The 21,935-nt window shown below is 65.1% G+C and carries 23 protein-coding genes; 16 read left to right on the plus strand and 7 right to left on the minus strand.

All coding sequences use genetic code 11. The annotated features are described in order from the left end of the window. Positions 1 to 257: 257 nt before the first annotated feature. Together ACVWZM_RS43220 and ACVWZM_RS43225 are read right to left on the minus strand one after the other, a co-directional pair. On the minus strand, positions 258 to 1,283 hold the full coding sequence (locus tag ACVWZM_RS43220) for a fatty acid desaturase family protein (RefSeq protein WP_456856310.1): 1,026 nt from the start codon (positions 1,281 to 1,283) through the stop codon (positions 258 to 260). Continuing rightward, positions 1,280 to 1,996 carry a TetR/AcrR family transcriptional regulator C-terminal domain-containing protein gene (locus tag ACVWZM_RS43225; protein WP_456856312.1) on the minus strand — a complete coding sequence of 239 codons (717 nt, stop codon included), beginning with the start codon at positions 1,994 to 1,996 and terminating at the stop codon, positions 1,280 to 1,282. Before ACVWZM_RS43225 ends, ACVWZM_RS43220 begins: the two co-directional genes overlap by 4 nt. A 338-nt stretch (positions 1,997 to 2,334) precedes the next feature. On the opposite strand from ACVWZM_RS43225, the gene rpsF reads away from it, so the two are divergent. The 4 genes from rpsF (at position 2,335) to rplI (ending at position 4,794) form a co-directional block, all read left to right on the plus strand. Next, on the plus strand, positions 2,335 to 2,799 hold the full coding sequence (gene rpsF, locus ACVWZM_RS43230) for a 30S ribosomal protein S6 (protein WP_029083529.1): 465 nt from the start codon (positions 2,335 to 2,337) through the stop codon (positions 2,797 to 2,799). 6 nt (positions 2,800 to 2,805) lie between these two features. Continuing rightward, positions 2,806 to 3,045, plus strand: coding sequence for a 30S ribosomal protein S18 (gene rpsR, locus ACVWZM_RS43235; RefSeq protein ID WP_016844287.1), 240 nt, complete (start codon positions 2,806 to 2,808; stop codon positions 3,043 to 3,045). Between the two features lie 126 nt (positions 3,046 to 3,171). Next, positions 3,172 to 4,140 (plus strand): hypothetical protein, encoded by a 969-nt coding sequence (locus ACVWZM_RS43240; RefSeq protein ID WP_456856314.1) that lies wholly within the window; start codon positions 3,172 to 3,174, stop codon positions 4,138 to 4,140. Positions 4,141 to 4,191: 51 nt separating this feature from the next. Continuing rightward, the gene (gene rplI / locus ACVWZM_RS43245; RefSeq protein WP_057019875.1) at positions 4,192 to 4,794 is read left to right on the plus strand and encodes a 50S ribosomal protein L9; all 603 of its coding nucleotides are present in this window, start codon (positions 4,192 to 4,194) and stop codon (positions 4,792 to 4,794) included. 49 nt (positions 4,795 to 4,843) lie between these two features. On the opposite strand, the gene ACVWZM_RS43250 is transcribed toward rplI, so the two are convergent. The 3 genes from ACVWZM_RS43250 to ACVWZM_RS43260 all read right to left on the minus strand — a co-directional run bounded on the left by ACVWZM_RS43250 (position 4,844) and on the right by ACVWZM_RS43260 (position 6,956). Beyond that, positions 4,844 to 5,305, minus strand: coding sequence for a PaaI family thioesterase (locus ACVWZM_RS43250; RefSeq protein WP_028344793.1), 462 nt, complete (start codon positions 5,303 to 5,305; stop codon positions 4,844 to 4,846). Beyond that, positions 5,302 to 5,907, minus strand: coding sequence for a TetR/AcrR family transcriptional regulator (locus ACVWZM_RS43255; protein WP_456784728.1), 606 nt, complete (start codon positions 5,905 to 5,907; stop codon positions 5,302 to 5,304). Before ACVWZM_RS43255 ends, ACVWZM_RS43250 begins: the two co-directional genes overlap by 4 nt. A gap of 89 nt (positions 5,908 to 5,996) precedes the next feature. Then, on the minus strand, positions 5,997 to 6,956 hold the full coding sequence (locus ACVWZM_RS43260) for a hypothetical protein (RefSeq protein ID WP_456856316.1): 960 nt from the start codon (positions 6,954 to 6,956) through the stop codon (positions 5,997 to 5,999). Between the two features lie 258 nt (positions 6,957 to 7,214). Between ACVWZM_RS43260 and ACVWZM_RS43265 the strand changes: the two genes are divergently transcribed. Beyond that, positions 7,215 to 8,468, plus strand: coding sequence for an SAM-dependent methyltransferase (locus tag ACVWZM_RS43265; protein WP_141343105.1), 1,254 nt, complete (start codon positions 7,215 to 7,217; stop codon positions 8,466 to 8,468). Positions 8,469 to 8,488: 20 nt separating this feature from the next. Here the strand turns inward: ACVWZM_RS43265 and ACVWZM_RS43270 are convergent, their stop codons facing one another. Continuing rightward, positions 8,489 to 8,659 carry a hypothetical protein gene (locus ACVWZM_RS43270; protein ID WP_194295401.1) on the minus strand — a complete coding sequence of 57 codons (171 nt, stop codon included), beginning with the start codon at positions 8,657 to 8,659 and terminating at the stop codon, positions 8,489 to 8,491. Positions 8,660 to 8,843: 184 nt separating this feature from the next. Here ACVWZM_RS43270 and ACVWZM_RS43275 point away from each other — a divergent pair, with 184 nt between their 5' ends. The 4 genes from ACVWZM_RS43275 to ACVWZM_RS43290 all read left to right on the plus strand — a co-directional run bounded on the left by ACVWZM_RS43275 (position 8,844) and on the right by ACVWZM_RS43290 (position 12,915). Continuing rightward, the gene (locus ACVWZM_RS43275) at positions 8,844 to 8,966 is read left to right on the plus strand and encodes a hypothetical protein (protein ID WP_256520498.1); all 123 of its coding nucleotides are present in this window, start codon (positions 8,844 to 8,846) and stop codon (positions 8,964 to 8,966) included. Positions 8,967 to 9,258: 292 nt separating this feature from the next. Continuing rightward, entirely contained in the window at positions 9,259 to 10,761 is a 1,503-nt protein-coding gene (locus tag ACVWZM_RS43280) for a replicative DNA helicase (RefSeq protein ID WP_057019871.1), read from the plus strand. Positions 10,762 to 10,809: 48 nt separating this feature from the next. After that, a complete protein-coding gene (alr, locus tag ACVWZM_RS43285; protein WP_057019870.1) occupies positions 10,810 to 12,114 on the plus strand; it encodes an alanine racemase in 1,305 nt (434 codons plus the stop codon). Positions 12,115 to 12,144: 30 nt separating this feature from the next. Continuing rightward, positions 12,145 to 12,915 (plus strand): exodeoxyribonuclease III, encoded by a 771-nt coding sequence (locus ACVWZM_RS43290; RefSeq protein WP_456856858.1) that lies wholly within the window; start codon positions 12,145 to 12,147, stop codon positions 12,913 to 12,915. Between the two features lie 63 nt (positions 12,916 to 12,978). Here the strand turns inward: ACVWZM_RS43290 and ACVWZM_RS43295 are convergent, their stop codons facing one another. Next, a complete protein-coding gene (locus ACVWZM_RS43295; protein ID WP_438071829.1) occupies positions 12,979 to 14,196 on the minus strand; it encodes an IS4 family transposase in 1,218 nt (405 codons plus the stop codon). Positions 14,197 to 14,764: 568 nt separating this feature from the next. On the opposite strand from ACVWZM_RS43295, the gene ACVWZM_RS43300 reads away from it, so the two are divergent. The 7 genes from ACVWZM_RS43300 (at position 14,765) to ACVWZM_RS43330 (ending at position 21,919) form a co-directional block, all read left to right on the plus strand. Beyond that, positions 14,765 to 15,490 (plus strand): sulfite exporter TauE/SafE family protein, encoded by a 726-nt coding sequence (locus ACVWZM_RS43300; RefSeq protein WP_028335150.1) that lies wholly within the window; start codon positions 14,765 to 14,767, stop codon positions 15,488 to 15,490. Between the two features lie 442 nt (positions 15,491 to 15,932). Further along, the gene (locus ACVWZM_RS43305; protein WP_253587034.1) at positions 15,933 to 16,220 is read left to right on the plus strand and encodes a hypothetical protein; all 288 of its coding nucleotides are present in this window, start codon (positions 15,933 to 15,935) and stop codon (positions 16,218 to 16,220) included. Between the two features lie 172 nt (positions 16,221 to 16,392). Beyond that, entirely contained in the window at positions 16,393 to 17,007 is a 615-nt protein-coding gene (locus tag ACVWZM_RS43310; RefSeq protein ID WP_057019867.1) for a hypothetical protein, read from the plus strand. Between the two features lie 96 nt (positions 17,008 to 17,103). After that, a complete protein-coding gene (gene radA / locus ACVWZM_RS43315) occupies positions 17,104 to 18,573 on the plus strand; it encodes a DNA repair protein RadA (RefSeq protein WP_057019866.1) in 1,470 nt (489 codons plus the stop codon). Positions 18,574 to 18,761: 188 nt separating this feature from the next. Continuing rightward, on the plus strand, positions 18,762 to 19,397 hold the full coding sequence (locus tag ACVWZM_RS43320; RefSeq protein WP_026192677.1) for a CvpA family protein: 636 nt from the start codon (positions 18,762 to 18,764) through the stop codon (positions 19,395 to 19,397). A gap of 34 nt (positions 19,398 to 19,431) precedes the next feature. Next, positions 19,432 to 20,958, plus strand: coding sequence for an amidophosphoribosyltransferase (purF, locus tag ACVWZM_RS43325; RefSeq protein ID WP_456856860.1), 1,527 nt, complete (start codon positions 19,432 to 19,434; stop codon positions 20,956 to 20,958). A gap of 220 nt (positions 20,959 to 21,178) precedes the next feature. After that, entirely contained in the window at positions 21,179 to 21,919 is a 741-nt protein-coding gene (locus ACVWZM_RS43330; RefSeq protein WP_253608930.1) for an SDR family NAD(P)-dependent oxidoreductase, read from the plus strand. Positions 21,920 to 21,935: the final 16 nt, after the last annotated feature.

Genomic DNA, 21,935 nt, shown 5'->3' on the forward strand with positions numbered 1-21,935 from the left:
TGCAACCGGCCCCGGACCGGGCCGTAAGACACTGACGGAGGCGGTGCTGTCAAGCCGCGCCAGAGGAACCCTGGGGATGCCGGTCCCTGCTCCGGGCTAGTGTCCCGAATCCGAAGTTCGCATCATTTGCCGCACCTTCGGAGCGAACTTCGGATTCGATAAGGACACTAGCAAACTTATGATTCTAGTGTGCTTTATGAATGCGAAGTTCGCGAAAGTAGCTGCCGCGAAATCGCACGAACTTCGCATTCAGCACACTAGAACCCGCCGGCATTCTGGTCGGCGTTAACCTCGGCGCCGGCCCTCGCCCGGCGTGCGCTGTTGACCAGCTGGCCCGGACGATCCTCGTTGGCGGGCCTGGCGGTCGCCAGCCGCAGCACGGCGGCGTAGCCCGGCTGCACCTCCATCCGATCCGCATAACGGCTTTCGCTCAGGATGCGGTGGACGCGCGGCAGGTTGTAGCAGGGCACGTAGAACAGCAAATGATGTTCGAGGTGATAGTTCACATAATACGGCGCGATGAAGAGACGCTCGAGGACATTGGCCCGCGTGGTGCGGGTGTTGCGCAGGGGATCGGAGCTGTCAGGCACGACGGCGTGTTCGGCGATGTTGCGGATGCGCGTGATCACCATCATCCAGGTCAGCAGCGGCACCAGCCACAACAGCGGATAGGCCCACCACACGCCGGCGGCGGCAAGGCCCGCGAACAGCAGCGCGTTGGTGACGCATTGCGGCCCGAGCTTCTTCCAGAAGTTGGCGGCGCGCCGCGACAACGGCCACTCCTTCGGCCCGATCGCATTGAGCAATTGCGCCTTGCGCTGCTGGTAGCCGGTCTGCCCGGTGATGTCGCGGAAGAACTTTCGGCGGTAGCTCAGCTTCGTGATCGGAAACGGCGCTGACAGCACGAGATCGGGATCATCCTCCTGCTGCGTCCGCGCATGATGCTGCAGATGATAGCGGCGATAGCCGCGGGTCTCCGCGAAGATCGGATAGGCGCAGAACCACTGGCTCAGCGTCAGATTGGTCCTCTCGTCCGCCGACAGACAGCCGTGCGCCCCGTCATGCATCAGGATCGCAAGCCCGAGCTGGCGCGAGCCGATGATCGCAACGGCGAGCAGATAGGTCAGCGGATTGGGCCACCACGCGACCAGCGCGATCGCGCCCAGGATCAGCGCCCAGGCATGCACGATCAGGGCTGCGCCCTTCCACGTCGTGCGCTCGCGCACCGCAACCAATTCGTCCTCGGTGAGGAAATCGCGGGCTCGCATGCGAAGCGCGGTCATGTGCTTGTCTCCCCGTCCGTTGAGGATGAAGTGTTGTGATCGCCGACCAGGCGCAGCCGCGTCCCGTCATTGGCCGACGTCGAAGTTGATGTCGCCTGCTCGCCGAGCGCGCGCAGCAATTCGCGGCACATCTCGTCGGCAGCGCGGCCCATCGCGAAACCTTCGACGATTACACCGATCGCGATCGCCCAGAACCGCCGCGAGCTCTCCTCGGGCGCGCGCAGCGAGCGCCAGCCGTGCCGCTCGACCTGGCCCGCATAGGCGCGCGCGCCCTCGCTGTGCAGACGTTCGATGGTGCGCTCGACAAGGGGCGCGAGGTCCTGCCGGCGCCGCGTGAGGGTCAAGGCCTCCGCGAAGAAAGCGACCGTGTCGGTCGCGGTCACGGTCTCGGCCAAAGCGTGGGTGTAGTCGCGCGGGGTGTAGGCATTCAGGGCGGCCTGCTCGGTCGCGCGCGCGAGATAGAGCATGTCGCGGCTGGCCGCTTCGACGAACAGCGCTTCCTTGGTGCGGAAGTAATAGGTGATCTGGCTCGGAAAGGCGTCCGCGGCCGCGGCGATATCGGAGATCGATGTGCCCGAGAGCCCGCGTTCCTTGAACAGGCGGCTGGCGGCATCGAGCAGCAACGAGCGCATCTTGCGCCCCGCCGATCGCGTCGCGCGGACCGCATGCTTCGGATCGGGCGCAGACATGCCGCTGGCGGTCTCCGAACCCATATCTCGTCCTCCCAAAGATGTTTGTATGATATACAAACAAAGAAATCAACGGGAAATCACCCGAGGTTGCGTCAAACGGCCTGGAGGGCCACGACACCTCGCACATCCGGAGGCCGAGAACCCTTGCTTTCGCGGCCAAAATCCGTATAAGCGCGCCATTCGTGGGCTCCGGCCGGGAGCTGAACGGACGGTCTCAGCAAATTCACCCGTTGATTTTGATGTGGCAGGGCCAGTCGGCCCGTCGTCCCGTGCTCCCGCCTTCTGAGCAGCTCGAGTCCTTTCCGAAGGTCTCGAAGGGCTTGTCGCCGGAAACCGCGCCAACACAGGAAAGGACAACCATGCCTCTTTACGAGCATGTTTTTCTCGCGCGTCAGGATGCGAGCACCCAGCAGGTGGATGAACTGACGGCCCAGATGACGGGCATTGTCGAACAGGGCGGCGGCAAGGTCACCAAGACCGAGAGCTGGGGCGTGCGCTCCCTCACCTACCGCATGAACAAGAACCGCAAGGCGCATTTCGTGCTGATGAACATCGACGCGCCGTCGGCTGTCGTCACCGAGATCGAGCGTCAGGAGCGGATCAACGAAGACGTCATCCGTTACCTCACCGTGCGCGTCGAAGAGCACGAGGAAGGCCCGTCCGCTATGATGCGCAAGGCCGACCGCGATCGCGAGCGCGATGACCGTGGTGGTGGCTTCCGTGGCGACCGCGAAGGCGGCTTCCGTGGCGACCGCGAGGGTGGTTTCCGTGGCGACCGGGGCCCGCGCCGTCCGCGTGAAGAAGAAGCTGCGACCGAGGAGTAATGAATCATGGCTGATGCTGGTGCCCGCCGTCCGTTTTTCCGCCGGCGCAAGTCCTGCCCGTTCACGGGCGCGAATGCGCCGAAGATCGACTACAAGGATTCCAAGCTGCTGATGCGTTACGTCTCCGAGCGCGGCAAGATCGTGCCGAGCCGCATCACGGCCGTGTCCGCCAAGAAGCAGCGTGAGCTCGCCCGCGCCATCAAGCGCGCGCGCTTCCTCGGCTTGCTGCCTTACGTGATCAGGTAATCGTTTCCGGCCGGCGGCATACGTCGCCGGCCGCTCATTCTCATAAGGCTTCCGGGTCGTCCGGTCGCCGATGGTTGGGGTTCTCGAAGCAGGACCCCTAACCGCTCAAAGGGGGCGGGACAGCTAATGATCGGGATACTCATTGTTGCACTTGCCGCCGGCGCCGCGTCGGCGCTGATGTTCGCCTCGATCAGTTCGGGCGCGCTGATCTCGATATTGCTGTTCTATCTCGCATCGCTGCCGATCATGGTGGCGGCGCTCGGCTGGGGTCCCCTCACCGCCGCTATTGGTGGAGTGGGTGCGGCATCCGTGCTCGGCACGATCTTCGGCCTTCCGTACAGCATCGCGTTTGCCATGATGGTCGCCGTACCCGGCTGGTGGCTCGGCCACCTCGCCCTGCTCGGACGGCCGATCGCGGGCGCAGCCGGCGACAGCGCCAAGCAGCAGCCGCCTGCGATTGAATGGTACCCCGTCGGCCGCATCCTGCTCTGGATTGCAGCCTTCGCCATCGTTACCACGACCGCCGCGCTGCTCACGCTCGGCACCGATACCGACACGATCACCGGCACGCTGCGGCGCGGCCTGCTCAAGATGCTCAGCGCCGGCGAAGCGCAGCCCAGCGGTGACATCGAACGGCTGGTCGACGCGTTGGTGATCTTCGCGCCGCTCGCGGCGACGGTCATCGCCATGGTGACGCTGACGCTGAACCTTTGGCTCGCCGGCAAGATCACGCAAACCTCCGGGCGGTTGAATCGGCCGTGGCCGGATTTCCGCACCACGGCGCTTCCCGCCGTGACGTTGGTCGCGCTGCTGGCGGCGGTCGCCGTCAGCTTCATCGGCGGCATGCTTGCGCTGCTGGCGCAGATCGTCACCGCGGCACTCGTAATCGCCTATGCGCTCGTCGGCTTCGCCGTTCTGCACACCTTGACGCTGTCGCTCACCAATCGCGGCTTCTGGCTCAGTGGCATCTATGCGGTCGTCGTCATGTTCGGCTGGCCGATCGTGGCGATGTTCGCGCTCGGCATCGCCGACGCCGTGTTCGGGCTGCGCCAGCGCTATCTGCAAACCAGACCGCCGCCTTTGCCGGCGGCTTGAGATTCGATCCAACCACTTAAACCCGTACTTTGCAGCTAAAGGAGAACGAAAATGGAAGTCATTCTGCTCGAACGCGTTGCCAAGCTTGGCCAAATGGGCGAAGTCGTGCGCGTCAAGGACGGGTTCGCCCGCAACTTCTTGCTGAAGCGCGGCAAGGCGCTGCGCGCCACCGAGGCGAACCGCGCCAAGTATGACGGCATGAAGGCCGAGCTCGAGGCCAACAACATCCAGGCCAAGGGCGAAGCCGCCAAGGTCGCCGAGAAGATCGACGGCCGCGACATTGTCATCATCCGCCAGGCCTCCGAATCCGGCCAGCTGTTCGGCTCGGTGACGGTGCGCGACATCGTCGCCGCGCTGGCTGCCGACGGCGTGACGGTGTCGCGCCCGCAGGTCTGGCTCGACTCGCCGATCAAGGTGATCGGCGCGCAGAAGGTGACGATCGCCGTCCACCCCGAGGTCGAGACCAGCGTCACCGTGACGGTCGCCCGCTCCGCCGAAGAGGCCGAGCGGATCAAGCGCGGCGAGGACATCTCGACCCGCCAGGAAGACCAGGACGCCGCCGCCGAGGCGCTCGCCGCCGCCGGCGAATTCTTCGATCCGGAAGCCCAGCACGACGAGGAAGCCGCGCCGGCTCCGGCCGCCGAAGAGAAGTAAGCTTCTCTCCATCGTCCAACCGACTAAACGCTACGAAGCCCGGCCTCGATCAGGCCGGGCTTTGGATTCGTGCCGCCGCCTTGTCGTCGAGCATGGCGATCGACGCCAATGCGGTCGCGGTGTGCTTCTCCTTGCCGTCGATGACGCAGAACACGTCGGCTGCAACGACGGCGACCTGACGTCCCGGCTTGATCACGCGCGCCCGGCAGATCAGACGATCGCCCGAGGCCGGCGACAGCAGGTTCAGCTTGTATTCCGCCGTCAGCGCCGGCTGGCCGCGCGACGTCGCCGCTGCGATCGTGGTGGCGTTGTCGACCAGAAACGCCGTCACTCCGCCGTGAAACAGGCCATGCTGTTGCAACAGCTCCGGCCGGCGGTCGACCGCGAGCGTGCAGGTGCCGCGCGACAGCTCGGCTACCTCGGCACCGACAAGACCCATGAAGCCCTGCCGGCCGACATTGTCGCGAATTCGCGTCGCGATCGGTGCAAAGTCCGGATCGGTCTCGCTCATGAAGTCTCTCCTGTTCGTTCTGGCGCACCCGGCGCCACCACCGCGCGGATCGCGCAGGCGATCAGCGTCTCGACCTGTTCGCGCGGATCGCCGGTGTGGCGGCCCGACAGCCACGCGCGGCAGAAGATCTGTGCCGGTCCGATGATCTGGCTGAAGAACAGCACGGCGCTCATCGGCAGCAATTCGCCGCGCGCGAGCAGCGGCGCACGCCAGCGCTCGATGCCGTCGGTGAGCCGCGAATTCTCGCTGCGCTGCGCGCCGCGCACCTCCTCGCCCCACTCGCTGCGCGAAATCTCGAACAGGAAGCGCGCCTCGCGCCGGTTGCTCACGACCCAATCGAGATGGGCGTGGATCAGCCGCTCAACGCCCTCGCCCGCCCCGCAGCTGGCGTCGACCGAGCTGATGATGGCGGCGTGATAGGCCTGCAGGATTTCCAGGAACAGGGTGCCGGCGAGCGCCTTCTTCGAGGTGAAGAAGTGGAAGAAGCTGCCGTTGGACGCGCGGGCGCGGGAGCGAATCTCGGCCACCGTCGCGCCCTCAAATCCGTCGCGGTCGAACACCGCCAGTCCCGCTGCCAGCAGATCTTCGCGCGCCGTGCTCAAGTCGTCCTCCTGACTAGATTAACACTCTAGAGCACTACTCTAATGATGGTCAAACAAATACGCCGGACCTTGCGGCCCGGCGTTGGCGATTACTTCGAGGTCGGAGCTTCCGGCGGGCCGGAGCCTGGCGTCGTGGGCGGTGGCGGCGGCGGCGCCGTCGCAGTCACCGGCGGCGCGGTTGGCGCCGGAGCGGGAGATGCGGCTGCTCCCGGCTCGGACGCCGCAGGCGCAGCCGCGGCAGGCGCCGGTGTGACCTGCGGAACCGGATCGGATCGCACGGCAGCCGGCTCGCCGCCGCCATTGCTCTTGGGCGCGTCGACCTTTGCCGTGTCGGGCTCGGCGGCAGGCTTCGCCGGCTTCTCGGCTTCACCCTTGTCATCATGCCGGGTGGATGTCTTGGGGTCTGTCTTGGGCTCGTCGCTGGTCGCCGCGCCCTTGGGCGCCTCCTCGGCCTTCGGCTCCTCGACGGGCTTACCGCGACGGCCGTGCTTCTGACGCGACGGCTTGCCCTCGCCCAAGGCCTGCGGCGTCTGGCCGTCGTCCGGCTTCGCGCCCTCCGGCGCCTCGCTCGGGCGGGCCATCCGCTTGCCGCGGTGAGCTGGACGTCCTTCGGGATTCAAGCCATCGCCATCGAGTTTGGCCCCTTCCTGCGGCGCGGCATCCTGGTGCCGTCGGCGGGCCGGACGCTCGGACGGCTGCTCCGGGGACTGGTTCGCCTCCTGCCTGCCTTCCCTACCGCCCTTAGCCCCCTTGGGCTGATCCTTGGCCTGGTAGCGCGGGTCGTTGGCACCATTCGAAATCAGATAGGACGCAAGCACGCCGGCCATGTCGCTGGACGTCGTATAGTGCTGGCGCAGGAAGCCCGGCAGCGAACCGGCCGGCACCGACTTCAGCAGGCCGCGCGGGCTCTTGTGGCAAGCTGTGCAGGTGCTTGCGAAGATCTGGGAGGGGCTCTTGCCGGCCTCGAGGTTTTGCGCCTGCGCCGATACGGCTGACAGGCAGCCAATCAGAAGCGCCACCGTCGCCAGACTGAGGGCTCGGCTCAACATTCCTTAAGTCTCCAGATTCCGGAAAAATCGCCGCCAGCGCCTGATGGATCGGCCGCGGCGGTCACCTTTTAGCCGATTATCGCGCGAATGGAAGCGCGCCCATGACGCATCCACGCAATTGTCACATTTTGGAATATCGGCTTTGACCACAACGCTATAGCGCGATCTAATTCCCTGCCTATCTTGAGGTTGGGGACACATTGGAGTGATCAACTCCAGTGGTGTCGGTGTGCAGCTTGCCGTTCCGTTGGTGTTTCGATGGACCGATTGTTGCGATATTTCTTGGGGCGCTTCATCCGCCGCGGTTCGATCACGTTCACGACCGCGAGCGGCGCTCAGTTCATCTGCGGTGATGGCACGGGTGTACCGGTCGCCGTGCGCTTCATGACGCGAGGGGCGGAACTCCGCATCCTAGTCGATCCCGAACTTTATCTCGGCGAAGCCTTCATGGACGGCACGTTCGTGGTGGAGCAAGGCACCGTCGCCGACGTGCTGGCGGTCCTGATGGGTCAGGCAGCCATGCTGCCGAACTTTGCCAGGCTGCAGGCCTGGGTACGCTTCCTCGGACGCCGCGCCCAGCAGATCAATGTGCGCGGCCGATCCAGAAGCAATGTCGCCCGTCATTACGATCTCGACGGCCGCCTCTATTCCCTCTTCCTCGACGCGGACAAGCAATACAGCTGCGCCTATTTCGAGACGCCGGACGCGACGCTGGACGATGCCCAGCTCGCCAAGAAGCGTCACCTCGCCGCAAAACTCCTGATCAAGCCCGGGCACCGCATCCTCGATATCGGTTCCGGCTGGGGCGGCCTTGGGCTCTATCTCGCCGAGATGAGCGGCGCCGACGTCACCGGCGTCACGCTGTCGACCGAGCAGCTGCAAATTTCCAACGCCCGGGCGGCGGAGCGGAACCTGGCGCAATCGGCGCGCTTCCTGCTGCAGGACTATCGCGACATCCCCGGGCCGTTCGACCGCATCGTCTCGGTCGGCATGTTCGAGCATGTCGGGGTCGCCTACTATGAAACCTTCTTCGCGCGCTGCGCCGAACTGCTGAGCGACGACGGTGTCATGGTGCTGCACTCGATCGGCCGCTCGACCGGCCCCGACGTCACCAGCCCCTGGATCCGGAAATACATCTTCCCCGGCGGCTACATTCCGGCGCTGTCCGAGGTCATGCCGGCGATCGAGAAGGCCGGATTGCTGATCTGCGACATGGAGATTCTCCGCCTGCACTATGCCGAGACGCTGAAGGCATGGCGCGAGCGCTTCATGGCGCGGCGCGAGGAGGCCGTGCGGCTCTACGACGAGACCTTTGCCCGGATGTGGGAATTCTACCTGGCTGCGTCGGAGATGTCGTTCCGCGTGCAGAACATGATGAACTTCCAGCTCCAGCTCACCAAGCGCCAGGGCATCGTCCCGATAACCCGCGACTATATCGGCGGCGAAGAAGCCCGCCTGCGGCTGAAGGAGGCCGGCGCGGCCAAGCCCCGGCTGCAACTCGCCGGCGAATAGGTCTGAAGGAACGGGTGCTGCTAGTTGCGCAGGCTATAGGCCGACCCGCAATGGCCAAAGGTCGGCGCCGGACGCGCCAGATGGGCCGCGGCGGCCGAAATCAAGCTGGCATCGCAGGGAACATTGCGGACCTCGGGACGCGCCGCCTGCTCCATGGCATCGACAAGCGCCGCCAGCCAGCGGCGATCCATGCCATCTGCCCGGCCAAGCCTTGATCGCGCTGTCTGAAACTCTCGAGCCATCGCCGCCGTATCTTGCCTGAGCGTAGACAACCTGGAATCCGCCGGGTCGTTCCCGCGAACCTGCCGCAAAAAAAGTGCGGCGCATGTGATCTGCTTCACAGAGGTCTGTCCGGGACTGTCGTAGTGGTCCGGAATGACCCGAGAAACACACCAGACGATGTTGGACCCGCAGCGCGATATCGCGACTGACTACGCCCTGATCGCCACTGGCGTGGTGGCCGCCTTGATCGCGCTGGCCTTCCTCATCCTGGTCTGAGAAATCGACGCCAACAGCCGCCTCGCCTCTCCATGGGTCCGCTCGCCTGGCAAAAGGTTCAGGCGGCGTCCAATTTTTGCCAACGACCGTGCTGATCGGCCGGCTCCCGCCCGGTTTCGGACAAAACCCCAGTCAAGCGGAATGCATCCGGCTGTTTCGGATTCACACCTCGCGTTGTGTGAATCGTGCATAAGAAACATCCGTCCTTTCGCTTCGTGCCGGGCTGGCGCTTCATCGCCGCCCCGCAGCCGAAAATCTCAGTAACGACGAAATCAGAAGAATAAGCTCGTCCATGGCCTTGATTGATTCGAACGTCCACAAGCTCGCGCCCGACGCCGCATCCCCGGCCTACCGAAGTGCGCCGCACAACATCGAAGCGGAACAGGGCCTGCTGGGCGCGATCCTGGTCAATAACGACGCCTTCTACCGGGTCTCCGATTTCCTGGAGCCGAAGCACTTCTTCGAAACCATCCATCAGCAAATCTATGAGACCGCCGGAAGCCTGATCCGGATGGGCAAGGTCGCGAACCCCGTGACCCTGAAGACGTTCCTGCCGGCCGAGCTCGACATCGGCGGCATGACGGTCGGCCAGTACCTCGCCCGGCTTGCCGCCGAAGCGACCACCATCATCAACGCGCAGGACTACGGACGCACCGTTTACGATCTCAGCCTGCGCCGCAACCTGATCCAGATCGGCGAGGACATCGTCAACGTCGCCTATGACGCGCCGGTCGACTTCGCGCCGCGCGCCCAGATCGAGGATGCCGAGCGGCAGCTCTACGGCCTTGCTGAAACCGGCCGCTATGACGGCGGCTTCCAGCGCTTCGCGCAGGCACTGACGATCGCCGTCGACATGGCGGCGAAGGCGTTCCAGCGCGACGGCAAGCTGTCGGGCATTTCGACCGGTCTGCGCGACCTCGACGCCAAGATGGGCGGCCTGCAGCCGTCCGACCTCATCATCCTCGCCGGCCGTCCCGGCATGGGCAAGACATCGCTCGCCACCAACATCGCCTACAACATCGCCAAAGCCTATGTGCCCGAAGTCCAGGCGGACGGCACCACCAAGGCAGTCAATGGCGGCTGTGTCGGCTTCTTCTCCTGCGAAATGAGCGGCGAACAGCTCGCCACCCGTATTCTCGCCGAGCGCACCGGCATTCCCTCGAGCTCGATCCGTCGCGGCGGCATCTCCGAGCTCGATTTCGAGAAGATCCGCGACTGTTCGATCGAGCTGCAATCGCTGCCGTTCTACGTCGACGAAACCGGCGGCCTCTCGATCTCGCAGCTCACCGCGCGGGCGCGACGGCTCAAGCGCCAGAAGGGCCTCGACCTGATCGTGATCGACTATATCCAGCTGCTGCAGGGCTCGGGCAAACGCGGCAACGACAACCGCGTGCAGGAAATCACCGAGATCACCACCAACCTGAAGGCACTTGCCAAGGAACTGAACGTTCCGATCATCGCGCTGTCGCAGCTGTCGCGTCAGGTCGAAAACCGCGACGACAAGCGGCCGCAGCTGTCCGACCTGCGTGAATCCGGCTCGATCGAGCAGGACGCCGACGTCGTGATCTTCGTCTATCGCGAGGAATACTACCTCGCCAACAAGGAGCCGCGCGCGGGCACGCCGGAATATGAGAAGTGGCAGATGGACATGGACCTTGCCCACGGCAAGGCCGAAGTCATCATCGGCAAGCAGCGACACGGCCCGACCGGCACGGTCGATCTGCACTTCGAGGCCAGCGTCACGCGCTTCGGCGACCTCGCACCCGACGGTCAGGTTCCGGATCACGGCCACTGAGATCCGGACTCGGTTGAACGACGCAGGGCACCCGCGTACAACTGAGCCATGAACATCGTGACTGACGCGAAATCGCAGCTGACATCCGAGGCCAGTTTGCTGGCGGCCCACCCGACCGCCAGCGGTATCCTCACCATCGACCTCGACGCCATCATCGCCAACTGGCGCAAGCTCGAGAAGACCGCGGTGCCGGCCGAATGCGCCGCCGTGGTCAAGGCCAACGCCTATGGCTGCGGCGCCGAGCAGGTTGCGCGGGCGCTGGCCAAGGCCGGCTGCAAGACCTTCTTCGTCGCCAGCGTCGAGGAGGCCGCCGCGGTGCGCGCGGCCGCTCCCGAGGCGACGGTGTATTCGCTCGGCGGTTTTTTCCAGAACACCGGCGACGCCTACGCCAGGATCGACTGCAAGCCGGTGATCGGCGATCTCAACGAGCTCGCCGAATGGGACGTGTTCTGCCGCCGCTCCGGCTGGTCCGGCGGCGCCGGCATCCATATCGACACCGGCATGAACCGGCTGGGGCTCACGGTCAGCGAGGCACAGGGCATCATCCCGCGTATCAATGCCGGCGATCACGGCATCACGCTGGTCATGAGCCACCTCGCCTCCGCCGAATTGCTCAACAATCCCGCCAACGCCAAGCAGCTTGCGAGCTTCCGCGAGATCGCGAGCCTGTTCACCGGCGTGCCGGCCTCGCTGGCGAATTCTTCCGGCGTGTTTCTCGGCGCGCAATTCCAGTTCGAGATGGTGCGGCCGGGCTGCGCGCTCTATGGCGTCAATCCGACGCCGGAGGCCGACAACCCGATGCAGCAGGTGGTCGATCTCAAGGCGCGCATCGTGCAGATCCGCAATATCGATCGCGGCGAGACCGTCGGCTATGGCGGCACCTGGACCGCGCGCCGGCCGACCCGGCTTGCGATCGTCGCCGCCGGCTATGCCGACGGCTATTTCCGCGCCGCCAGCGCCAATGACGGCACCCGCGGCGCCGAGGTCGTGGTCGCCGGCAAGCGCTGCCCGATCGCCGGCCGCGTCTCGATGGACCTGATCGCGGTCGATGTCACCGACCTCGACAAGAATGCCGTGCGGCGCGGCCACATGGTAACGCTGATCGGCGAAGGCATCACGGTCGACGAGGTCGCGCATCATTTCGGCACCATCGGCTACGAGGTGCTGACCAGCCTCGGCCGCCGCTTCGTGCGCATCTACAAGGGCGGCGATGCCGTCGCCGCGAGAAGCGACGCGGTCGCCGAGACGAGCGAGCCGGCTGCCACGCCCGCAGCGCCGCCAGCCTTGCCAACAGCAGCGCCCGCTGCGCCGCCGCCACTGCCGGCCGCCGAGCCAACAGCGACGTCCACCTGACATGATCAAGGTTCGCGATTGCCAGTGCGCATGAAGATCGCGACCTTCAACATCAACAACGTCAATCGCCGCCTGCTCAACCTGTTGCGCTGGCTCAAGACCGCCAAGCCTGACGTCGTCAGTCTGCAGGAGCTGAAGGCCAGCGACGCCGAGTTTCCCGCGGCCGCGATCGAGCAGGCCGGCTACGGCGCGGTGTGGCAGGGACAGAAGACCTGGAACGGTGTCGCCATCCTCGCGCGCAAGGCCGAGCCGGTGCTGATCCGCACCGCCCTGCCCGGCGATGCCGGCGATCACGAAGCGCGCTACATCGAGGCCGCGGTGCGCGGCATCGTCGTCACCAGCCTCTATCTGCCGAACGGCAATCCGCAGCCCGGGCCGAAATTCGATTACAAGCTCGCCTGGTTCAAGCGGCTGCGCGCCCATGCCGCCAAGCTGCTCAAGCAGGACGTCCCGGTGGTGCTCGCCGGCGACTACAATGTCGCGCCGACGCCGTTCGACATCTACCCAACGCGGTCCTGGGACAAGGATGCGCTGATCCAGCCGAAGAGCCGCGCCGCCTTCAAGGCGCTGGTCGATCAGGGCTGGTGCGATGCGATCCGCGCCCTGCATCCGGACGCGCCGATGTTCACCTTCTGGGACTACAAGCGCCAGCGCTGGCCACGCGATGCAGGCCTGCGGCTCGATCATCTCCTTCTCAGCCCCGCAGTGACGCCGCGCCTCGTGAAAGCCGGCGTCGACCGCGCCATCCGCGGCGAGGACGGCGCCAGCGATCACGCGCCGGCGTGGGTTGTGTTGAGGTGACGGGTTTGCGTGTCGCGCTCGCGCCACAATCACTCTGTCGTCCCTGCGAAAGCACTAGTGCATCTACACGTTTGTCGGGCCATTTGCGAGGATTTGGAAGCGGGCCATTCCGGTGTGGAAGGTGATTGGTCCAGGTGGACGGTGGGAGGCGTAGCCGGTCCATCCGCCGAGTTTTGCGATGATCCATGCCGCCCAAGCAAGAGTGTTGGGGCGATGGTGGTTTTTCTGAAGCTCGGTGCGACCTTTCATGGTTTTGTTGATGGCCCTGAGCGTCTCGATCTCTTCTGCGGTGAAGACAAATTCAGCCGGCAATTCTTCGCCACTGTTGCGGGCCTGAACGAGTTGAATGACGATACATGCCGCTCTGGTGGCGACCGCCACGAGCTTGATCAGGCCTTCGGCGCTCTCGATCTGACTATCCTCGATGCGCAAACCCTGGCTCTTCAGCGAGCGAAAGAGTTGCTCAATGATCCAGCGCTGGCGGTACCAGGAGACGATCTGCCAGGCGTCTTTAACGGTGGCGACCGGATGAGTGGTCAGGAGCAGCCAGCGAATGGGCTCCGCACCTCTCGGCGGATGCAACTCGACCACTTCTACGAAGCTGAGTTTGATGCCCTCCGCCAAGTCGGTGACGCCGGGCCTCTGCGGCCGCTTGAGCACGACGGTTCCGAAGCGCATCGAGAGATGGGCCTGCCGGCCGCGCCGATCCATTCGCTGCGGCAGATCGATCACCGCGTTGTCGCAGAAGCGGCTCCGCTCGACCGCCTGATAAAGTGTGTCGCCATCGACCAGCGCATGGTCGTGCATGGCACGCGACAGAAGATGGACATTCTCGGCTGGCGTCAGCGCCCAGTGAGCAAAGAAATCCCCCTCGCGGTCGTTGACGACGGTGATCATGCGGGCATCTGCCAGGACGTCGCGGCCTTGCTCGGCGGCCGTCACCCAGCGCGCCGACTCCTTGTCGGCCAAGGCGCGCCGCTCATGCGGGATTTTTACCTTGCCTTTGCGCGTCCAAACGTTGCCGCCAGTAAGGCCAAGACAGACCCCGCTGTCGGCATCCACCGCCATCATCGCATGCAACAGCACGCCGCGAGCATTGCCCTTGCCGACTTTGCCCAGCCCGCGCCGCCGTCCCGCCTGGGTCTGGAACTTGACCTCGCTCGTATCCTGGATCGCCAGCACATGACGCCCGCTGACCGCAGTCCGCGTCTGCGCGCTCCAGCCCTCAATCAATTTATCGATCGTGACTTGGGGGTTGTTCACAAACCGCCAGAACGCCATATTGGCAGCCCAATCGCCCCGGGCCATCTGGCGCAAGCAGACGCTGCGCGTGCAAAGCATAGCCCGGAGAAGCGTCGCCCCCTTTTGTCGAGACGAACGTCCCCGAACTCACCCAAAGACAAATCCGGCTGCATCGCTGGCGCTCCTTCGAATCAAAGCGCCAGTGAGAGAATCATACAACATGCTCCAGAGACGCCACTTCTTGCTGCACCGAGTCAATCTGTCGCGCCCCAAAACCGTGTAGACACGCTAGTGCGAAAGCAGGGACCCATACTCCGCGGCCGATGTTGTGAACGGGACTTGTCGTTCCGGCGGCGCGCAATAATCCGCATTCGTGGTTATGAGTCCCTGCTTTCGTAGGGTCGACAACAAATGTGTTGCGCGGTCTGTGAGTCATACCTCCGCATTCTCGCGACATGATTTGTCCAAGTCTTGCTGCGCTGCGCACGATGGCGTGTCGATGGTTCGGCGGCGCCCTTGCGCCGTCTCGAGCCATGAGGTCACACTGAGCCCCTCTCCCGGGGCACGCATTCAGCATGGCTCGGGATCACCTCACCGGAGCGCGCAGGTGGGCTTCCTCTTCGTCCTCATCGTCGGCCTGGTCGCCGGCACCATTTCCGGCATCGTCGGCACCGGCTCGTCGATCATGCTGATGCCGGTGCTGGTCTATCAGTACGGGCCGAAGCAGGCGGTACCGATCATGGCCGTCGCCGCCGTGATGGCCAATCTGTCGCGCATCCTCGCCTGGTGGCGCGAGGTCGACTGGCGTGCCTGCATCGCCTACTCGATCACCGGCATCCCGGCCGCCGCGCTCGGCGCGCGCACCCTGCTCGCGCTGCCCTCGCATGCGGTCGATATAGCGATCGGCGTATTCCTGATCGCGATGGTGCCGGTGCGGCACTGGCTGGCGCGGCACAGGCTGAAGGCCAATCTCTGGCATCTCGCAATCGGCGGTGCGCTCATCGGCTACCTCACCGGCATCGTGGCCTCGACCGGCCCGCTCAGCGTGCCGCTGTTCCTGTTCTACGGTCTCAGCAAGGGCGCGTTCCTCGCCACCGAGGCGGCGAGTTCGCTCGGGCTCTATGTCAGCAAGTCGGTGACGTTCGAGCGCTTCGGCGCGCTGACGCCGGACATCGCGCTGAAGGGTCTGATCGCCGGCGCCTCGCTGATGGCCGGCGCCTTCATCGCCAAGCGCTTCGTGCTGCAGCTGAAGCCGGAGTCGTTCCGCCTGATCATGGACGGCATCATGCTGGCGGCGGGCACGGCGCTATTGTGGTCTGCAATGACGCAGTAAAATTCCGACATCGACCAGGCCCTGGGCAAACGGATTTCACCGTGACGAACACCAACATCCTCCCGATGGTGTCGTAATTCTACGGGGCTTTGCGCATCGGGTGGCGCGTACCCCGAAAGAGTTTTGTTGAGCGCTCACCTTCCGTTGTTATCCGGATTGCCATCGTCCGGCCGCTGCGTTTATGACAATCTCATTACTTGCACTTGATCGTTTGCGGAAAAGAACTTTGCTCCAGCAGGCATCACAGGGTTGATCGACGACCCGGATGCGAGTCCCGAGAGTTCAGGCGACACGAGTTCAGCGAAACATGGCGTGCAGATCGGGCGCAGAGCCCGGCGCCTGATGTCGCCGATGTCGGCCTGACGAATGCGGGATCGCAAGTCGAAGCATTGGGAGTCGCGGGTCGTCAAAGCCCACGACAGGCGGGAAAGGCAGGCGCGCGATGCGCAAGATGATGATCACGACTGCGGCGATTGTGACGTTCGCTGTTGCCGGCTCGGCGTTCTGGCCGACGGCAAGGCCCGATGTCGCGCAGTTCGGAGACAGCGTCTACGAGACGATCTGGGTCTGGCGCATTCCGGCCTACGCCAACAATCCGTCGTGGCGGGTTCGCTGGAGCTGGAGCGATCCGTTGCACGCGCAGGCGAGATGCTGCCGCGCTCTGCCGACGAGTCTGACGCCGCGCGAGAATCCGCCGCTGCTGCTGTCGAGGCGGGACATCCACGTTTGACCGCGCGTACAAACGAGAGCAGTTCCCTTGCGCGAAGCGCATTTGATTCAAATTCGCGCTGTAGTTGAACTTACTTTTTATCCTTAACCAGAAACCTGATCTTTGATTTACATCTGCAAGATGCGGTTTACCTTGTCTCCGCGAGCACAGCGGATTCAGGGACAACAACAACATGCGCCAACCAAGCCTCACCCTGTGGTTGACCGTTGTTCTGGCGACGCAGGGATTGAGCGTCGCGGCAGACGATACAAGACCGGGGCAACCGGGTGCCGTTGCCGCTGCTGACCGCGTTGCATGTTCCCTGCAGCCAAAAAGTGAGGAACGGTCCGATCCGTCGTCGACCTCGGCAATTCCTCACGCCGAAAAATTCGTCGCGCGGGAACATTTCAAGGAGGACATCGCCTCGAGCGCGCCGGTCAGGATTTCCTGGTTAGGCGCGACCTTCGCGCAGCGCTTCACGAACAAGATCGAGGACGATAGCGGCGGCGCATCGTTGCAGACCTTCATCCTGAGCGCAGCCTCGAGCGACAAGGAGATCCTCGCCAAACTGGGTCAGAGCCACGAGAGCAGACTGGCCGACGTCTGGTGCGCGTTGAGCCGACAGCCCAGCGGCAGCAACGGCCCGCTGGAGGTCAACGCCAAGCCGAACGTGTTTTACGTCCGCGACAGCGCCGGAGAGCTTGGTGCCGTCGACGTGCTGTGGGGCGGCGTCGGCTGGGAAATCGGCGCAAGCCCGGTCGGCGACAAGCCGCGCTGGCCGGGCGGAACACGGGTGTTCTCGCGCTGAGCCGGCCCCGCCATCTGGCACTCCGTCTTCGATGGATCGCGCGCGGCGGCCGAACCGTGTTATGCATCGTGCTCGATAGCGCGACTCACCTGCTCCATGGCCAAATCCACCCTCTCCTTCGTCTGCCAGAACTGCGGCGCGGCGTATAATCGCTGGCAGGGCAAGTGCGATTCCTGCGGCGAGTGGAACACGCTGGCCGAGGAGGACACCACAGGCTCGGTGCCGGTCTCGATCCGCAGCAAGCGCAAGGGGCGGACGTTTGCGCTGGAATCGCTGTCCGGCAAGACCCAGGACGCGCCGCGGCTGTCCTCCGGGATGGCCGAGCTCGACCGCGTCACCGGCGGCGGCTTCGTCCGCGGCTCGGTGCTTTTGGTCGGCGGCGATCCCGGCATCGGAAAATCGACGCTGCTGACCCAGGCGACCAGCATGATGGCGCGCGCCGGCCACCGCGCCGTCTATATCTCCGGCGAAGAGGCGGTCGCCCAGGTGCGGCTGCGCGCCGAACGGCTCGGCCTCGCGGACGCGCCGGTGCAGCTGGCTTCGGAAACCTCGGTCGAGGACATCGTCGCGACGCTGTCGGAAGGCGCGGTGCCGCGCCTGATCGTGATCGATTCGATCCAGACCATGTGGACCGACACGGTGGAATCCGCGCCCGGCACGGTGACCCAGGTCCGCGCCTCGGCGCAGGCCCTCATTCGTTTTGCCAAGAAGACGGGTGCCGCGATCATCCTGGTCGGCCATGTGACAAAGGACGGCCAGATCGCCGGTCCCCGCGTGGTCGAGCACATGGTCGATGCGGTGCTGTCGTTCGAGGGCGAAGGCTCGCAGCAGTTCCGCATCCTGCGCTCGGTGAAGAACCGTTTTGGCGCGACCGACGAGATCGGCGTATTCGAGATGACCGGCCTCGGCCTGCGCGAGGTCACCAACCCCTCGGAATTGTTCCTGTCCGAGCGCGAGCTCGGCAGCCCCGGCACGGCGGTGTTCGCCGGCATCGAGGGCACCCGTCCGGTGCTGGTCGAGTTGCAGGCGCTGGTGGCACCGACCTCGCTCGGCACGCCACGCCGCGCCGTGGTCGGCTGGGACCCGAGCCGGCTGTCGATGGTGCTCGCGGTGCTCGAAGCGCATTGCGGCGTCAAATTGTCCGGACATGACGTCTATCTCAACGTCGCCGGCGGCCTGCGCATCCAGGAACCGGCCGCGGACCTTGCCGCGGCGGCCGCGCTGGTCTCCTCGCTGGTGAATGCGCCGCTGCCGACGGATGCGGTCTATTTCGGCGAGATTTCGCTGTCGGGCGCGATCCGCCCGGTGGCGCAGACCCCCGCCCGGCTCAAGGAGGCCCTCAAGCTCGGCTTCGCCCGCGCCATCCTGCCCGAATCGGCCCGCGGCGAGAGCGGCGGCGATTCAGGGCTCACCCTCAACAGCGTCGGCAACCTCACCACGCTGGTCGCCGAAATTGCGGCACGCGGAACGCCCCGGGGCGGCCGGCGCGACCAGGACGGCTCCGGAGGCCCTGATGCGGCTGAGAAAAATGCCACACCGGCCCGATTCCGTCGCGAGACCAGCTAAAGCGGGCGTGACGTATCAGCCCCCCGCCGCTATACATCCGCCGCGCGGGACAGGTGGCGCTCTGGCCTTGCCGGATGCCCCCAATGCGCCTCAGTTAGGACGGCACCGACTTCGCCGATTCGCGAGAGCACTTAGCAGCGTAAGCCCTTAACAGCGTACCGAAACGTACCAGCGGACCTGACCAGCCGATGCCCATAACGATACTTGATCTCGTCCTGCTCGGCGTGATGCTGATTTCGGGCCTGCTCGCGATGGTGCGCGGCTTCATGCGCGAGATCCTGTCGATCGCGGCCTGGGGCGCCGCAGCTTTGGTCACGCTGTATGCGTTTTCGAAGCTTCTGCCGACCGCCAAGACCTATTTCAACAACGACACGGTCGCCGCCGTGGTCGTGGTGGCCGGCGTCTTCATCGGCACGCTGATCGTGGTCTCGATCGTCACGGTGCGGATCTCGGACATGATCCTGGATTCCCGGATTGGCGCCCTCGACCGCACCCTCGGCTTCCTGTTCGGGCTCGCCCGCGGCCTCCTGATCGTGGTCGTGGCGTTCATGTTCTTCACCTGGCTGGTTCCGGACAAGCAGCGGCCCGATTGGGTGACCGGGGCGAAGTCGCGGGTGGTGCTGCAGGGAACCGGGGATTGGCTGATGTCGCTCTTGCCTGACGACCCCGAGAACACCATCTTAAAGAAGTTCAAGAAGAATAAGCCAGACGACGATTCTGCGGCCGATACCAATGATCAGGCGACGCCGGCGTCGGGCGATGGCTATAGCAAACCTGCGCGTGACAGCTTGAAGAAGCTGATCGAGAAACCCGCGGGCCGATAAACTATTTGGGCCCTTACGAGAGGCGATGAACGAGATGCAGACCCCTTCGGATCATACCGACCAAATGGATCTCGACCTCGGCCCGATCGAACCGCAAGACCCTCTCAGATACCACCCCGACCTCGATGGCGACACGCTCCGCGAGGAATGCGGCGTGTTCGGCATCTTCGGCCATCCCGAGGCCGCCGCGATCACCGCACTCGGCCTGCACGCCCTGCAACACCGCGGCCAGGAAGCCGCCGGCATCGTCTCCTTCGACGGCAGCCGCTTCCACAGTGAACGCCGCCTCGGCCTGGTCGGCGACGCCTTCTCCCGCCGCGAGGTGATCGAGCGCCTGCCGGGCAACGCCGCGGTCGGCCATGTCCGCTACTCCACCACCGGCGGCACCATCCTGCGCAACGTGCAGCCCCTGTTTGCCGAGCTCAGCGCCGGCGGATTTGCGGTCGGCCACAACGGTAACCTCACCAATGGCCTGACCTTGCGCCGCGAGCTGGTCAAGGGCGGCGCCATGATGCAGTCGACTACCGACACCGAGGTGATCCTGCATCTCGTGGCGCAGTCCAAGCGCACCCGCTTCATCGACCGCTTCATCGAGGCGCTGCGCACCATCGAGGGCGCCTATGCGCTGGTCGCGCTGACCAACAAGAAGCTGGTCGGCGCGCGCGACCCGCTCGGCATCCGCCCGCTGGTGCTCGGCGATCTCGACGGCCGTCCGATCCTGACCTCGGAGACCTGCGCGCTCGACATGATCGGCGCCAAATACGTCCGCGACATCGAGCCCGGCGAGATCATCGTGTTCGACGAGCGAGGGGCGCACAGCCACAAGCCGTTCCCGCCGAAGCCGGCCCGGCCCTGCATCTTCGAATACATCTATTTCGCGCGGCCGGATTCGATCGTCGGCGGCCGTTCGGTCTACGACGTGCGCAAGGCATTCGGCGCCCAGCTCGCGCGCGAGAGCCATCCCGAGGTCGACGTCGTGGTGCCGGTGCCGGATTCCGGCGTGCCCGCCGCGGTCGGCTACAGCCAGTATTCCGGCGTGCCATTCGAGCTCGGCATCATCCGCAACCACTATGTCGGCCGCACCTTCATCCAGCCGACCCAGAGCGTGCGCGAGCTCGGCGTGCGCATGAAGCATTCGGCCAACCGCGCCGCGATCGAGGGCAAGCGCATCATCCTGATCGACGACAGTCTGGTGCGCGGCACCACTTCGAAGAAGATAGTGCGCATGATGCGCGATGCGGGCGCCCGCGAAGTGCATTTCCGCCTCGCCTCGCCGCCGATCCTCTATCCCGACTATTACGGCATCGACCTGCCGGACCGCGGCGGCCTGCTCGCCGCGACCCATTCGCTCGAGGAGATGCGCGACATCATCGGCGCCGACTCGCTCGCCTTCCTGTCGATCGACGGCATGTACCGCGCGATGGGCTATGAGGGCCGCGACCCGGCAAATCCGAGATTCGCCGACCATTGCTTCACCGGCGCCTACCCGACCCACCTCACCGACCAGAGCGAAACCGAGGCCCCGCCGCGCCAGCTCTCGCTGCTGGCGGAGGCGAGCTGAGGCGAAGCGTCATCCCGGGGCGATGCGCAGCATCGAACCCGGGATCTCGAAGTTGTCTTGCGTTCTTGCCTCAAATTTCGAGATTCCCCGATGCGCGATTGCGCATCTGAGGTCTGGTCCTTCGGACCATCCCGGAATGACCATGTCTTTTAGCCATGGCCGGGCTTGTCCCGGGCATTTCCGTCTGTAATACCCCGGGCAAACACGCGGACAGACAGACATGACAACACCCCTCGCCTCCCGTATCGCCCTCGTGACCGGCGCCTCGCGCGGCATCGGCTATGCGACCGCGGTCGCACTGGCCAAGGCCGGCGCGCATGTCGTGGCGGTGGCGCGCACGCAAGGCGGGCTGGAAGAGCTCGACGACGAGATCCGCAAGGCCGGCGGCAGCGCCACCCTGGTGCCGCTCTCGCTCACCGATTACGACGGCATCGCGCGGCTCGGCCTTGCGCTGCATGAGCGCCACGGCAAGCTCGATATCCTGGTCGGCAATGCCGGCACCGCAGGGCCGTCGTCGCCGCTCGGCCATATCGAGCTGAAACCATGGAACGACGTGTTCGCGATCAACGTCACCGCCAACTTCCAGCTGATCCGCTGCATGGACCCGCTGCTGCGCCAATCCGACGCCGGCCGCTCGGTGTTCGTGACGTCGGGCGTGGCCCACAAGGCCAACGCCTATCTCGGCCCCTATGCGGCCTCGAAGGCCGCGCTGGAGGCACTGGTGCGCTCCTGGGCCAACGAGACCGCCAACACAAAGCTCCGCGTCAACCTGTTCAGCCCCGGCCCGATCCGCACCCGGATGCGCGCGCAGGTGTTTCCCGGCGAAGACCCGATGACGCTGGATACGCCCGACATGGCCGCCGAATTCATCGTGCCGATGTGTTCGCCCGCATGGACCGAGACCGGCAAGCTCTACGACTACAAGGCGCGCACGCTGCGCAGCTTCCAGCCGCCGGCGTGAGCGCGGCTCTCTCTCC

The organism is Bradyrhizobium sp. USDA 4501 (assembly GCF_054062115.1).